Origin of the sequence: Enterobacter cloacae complex sp. IR5428 (assembly GCF_049238585.1) — a bacterium.
Taxonomy (GTDB): domain Bacteria; phylum Pseudomonadota; class Gammaproteobacteria; order Enterobacterales; family Enterobacteriaceae; genus Enterobacter; species Enterobacter intestinihominis.
The window spans coordinates 1-3121 of record NZ_JBMKHV010000034.1; the positions used below are offsets into that span (position 1 = coordinate 1).

Annotated in this window: 2 rRNA genes; both read left to right on the top strand. The window is 53.5% G+C overall.

What is annotated here, in order from left to right:
- The first annotated feature begins 25 nt into the window (after positions 1-25).
- Positions 26-2930 (top strand): 23S ribosomal RNA (locus tag ACOTXC_RS22625).
- 69 nt (positions 2931-2999) lie between these two features.
- Positions 3000-3115 (top strand): 5S ribosomal RNA (rrf, locus tag ACOTXC_RS22630).
- The last annotated feature ends 6 nt before the right edge of the window (positions 3116-3121 follow it).

Below are 3121 nucleotides of genomic sequence, written 5' to 3' on the forward strand. Positions count from 1 at the left end.
GAAGTGAAACATCTTCGGGTTGTGAGGTTAAGCGACTAAGCGTACACGGTGGATGCCCTGGCAGTCAGAGGCGATGAAGGACGTGCTAATCTGCGAAAAGCGCCGGCGAGGTGATATGAACCTTTGACCCGGCGATGTCCGAATGGGGAAACCCAGTGCAATCCGTTGCACTATCGTTAACTGAATACATAGGTTAACGAGGCGAACCGGGGGAACTGAAACATCTAAGTACCCCGAGGAAAAGAAATCAACCGAGATTCCCCCAGTAGCGGCGAGCGAACGGGGAGCAGCCCGGAGTCTGAATCAGCTTGTGTGTTAGTGGAACGGTCTGGAAAGTCCGACGGTACAGGGTGATAGTCCCGTACACGAAAGCACACATGCTGTGAACTCGAAGAGTAGGGCGGGACACGTGGTATCCTGTCTGAATATGGGGGGACCATCCTCCAAGGCTAAATACTCCTGACTGACCGATAGTGAACCAGTACCGTGAGGGAAAGGCGAAAAGAACCCCGGCGAGGGGAGTGAAAAAGAACCTGAAACCGTGTACGTACAAGCAGTGGGAGCCTCTTTATGGGGTGACTGCGTACCTTTTGTATAATGGGTCAGCGACTTATATTCTGTAGCAAGGTTAACCGTATAGGGGAGCCGAAGGGAAACCGAGTCTTAACTGGGCGTTAAGTTGCAGGGTATAGACCCGAAACCCGGTGATCTAGCCATGGGCAGGTTGAAGGTTGGGTAACACTAACTGGAGGACCGAACCGACTAATGTTGAAAAATTAGCGGATGACCTGTGGCTGGGGGTGAAAGGCCAATCAAACCGGGAGATAGCTGGTTCTCCCCGAAAGCTATTTAGGTAGCGCCTCGTGAACTCATCTTCGGGGGTAGAGCACTGTTTCGGCTAGGGGGCCATCCCGGCTTACCAACCCGATGCAAACTACGAATACCGAAGAATGTTATCACGGGAGACACACGGCGGGTGCTAACGTCCGTCGTGAAGAGGGAAACAACCCAGACCGCCAGCTAAGGTCCCAAAGTCATGGTTAAGTGGGAAACGATGTGGGAAGGCACAGACAGCCAGGATGTTGGCTTAGAAGCAGCCATCATTTAAAGAAAGCGTAATAGCTCACTGGTCGAGTCGGCCTGCGCGGAAGATGTAACGGGGCTAAACCATGCACCGAAGCTGCGGCAGCGACACTATGTGTTGTTGGGTAGGGGAGCGTTCTGTAAGCCGTTGAAGGTGTGCTGTGAGGCATGCTGGAGGTATCAGAAGTGCGAATGCTGACATAAGTAACGATAAAGCGGGTGAAAAGCCCGCTCGCCGGAAGACCAAGGGTTCCTGTCCAACGTTAATCGGGGCAGGGTGAGTCGACCCCTAAGGCGAGGCCGAAAGGCGTAGTCGATGGGAAACAGGTTAATATTCCTGTACTTGGTGTTACTGCGAAGGGGGGACGGAGAAGGCTATGTCAGCCGGGCGACGGTTGTCCCGGTTTAAGCATGTAGGCGGAGGTTCCAGGTAAATCCGGTACCTTATTAACGCTGAGGTGTGATGACGAGGCACTACGGTGCTGAAGTGATAAATGCCCTGCTTCCAGGAAAAGCCTCTAAGCATCAGGTAACACGAAATCGTACCCCAAACCGACACAGGTGGTCAGGTAGAGAATACCAAGGCGCTTGAGAGAACTCGGGTGAAGGAACTAGGCAAAATGGTGCCGTAACTTCGGGAGAAGGCACGCTGATATGTAGGTGAAGTCCCTGCGGACGGAGCTGAAATCAGTCGAAGATACCAGCTGGCTGCAACTGTTTATTAAAAACACAGCACTGTGCAAACACGAAAGTGGACGTATACGGTGTGACGCCTGCCCGGTGCCGGAAGGTTAATTGATGGGGTTAGCGGCAACGCGAAGCTCTTGATCGAAGCCCCGGTAAACGGCGGCCGTAACTATAACGGTCCTAAGGTAGCGAAATTCCTTGTCGGGTAAGTTCCGACCTGCACGAATGGCGTAATGATGGCCAGGCTGTCTCCACCCGAGACTCAGTGAAATTGAACTCGCTGTGAAGATGCAGTGTACCCGCGGCAAGACGGAAAGACCCCGTGAACCTTTACTATAGCTTGACACTGAACACTGGTCCTTGATGTGTAGGATAGGTGGGAGGCTTTGAAGCGTGGACGCCAGTCTGCGTGGAGCCAACCTTGAAATACCACCCTTTAATGGCTGGTGTTCTAACGTAGACCCGTAATCCGGGTTGCGGACAGTGTCTGGTGGGTAGTTTGACTGGGGCGGTCTCCTCCCAAAGAGTAACGGAGGAGCACGAAGGTTGGCTAATCCTGGTCGGACATCAGGAGGTTAGTGCAATGGCATAAGCCAGCTTGACTGCGAGCGTGACGGCGCGAGCAGGTGCGAAAGCAGGTCATAGTGATCCGGTGGTTCTGAATGGAAGGGCCATCGCTCAACGGATAAAAGGTACTCCGGGGATAACAGGCTGATACCGCCCAAGAGTTCATATCGACGGCGGTGTTTGGCACCTCGATGTCGGCTCATCACATCCTGGGGCTGAAGTAGGTCCCAAGGGTATGGCTGTTCGCCATTTAAAGTGGTACGCGAGCTGGGTTTAGAACGTCGTGAGACAGTTCGGTCCCTATCTGCCGTGGGCGCTGGAGAATTGAGGGGGGCTGCTCCTAGTACGAGAGGACCGGAGTGGACGCATCACTGGTGTTCGGGTTGTCATGCCAATGGCACTGCCCGGTAGCTAAATGCGGAAGAGATAAGTGCTGAAAGCATCTAAGCACGAAACTTGCCCCGAGATGAGTTCTCCCTGAGACCTTGAGTCTCCTGAAGGAACGTTGAAGACTACGACGTTGATAGGTCGGGTGTGTAAGCGCAGCGATGCGTTGAGCTAACCGATACTAATGAACCGTGAGGCTTAACCTTACAACGCCGAAGCTGTTTTGGCGAAGAGACAGACACGATTTTCAGCCTGATACAGATTAACAGAATTTGCCTGGCGGCTTTAGCGCGGTGGTCCCACCTGACCCCATGCCGAACTCAGAAGTGAAACGCCGTAGCGCCGATGGTAGTGTGGGGTCTCCCCATGTGAGAGTAGGGAACTGCCAGGCATCAAA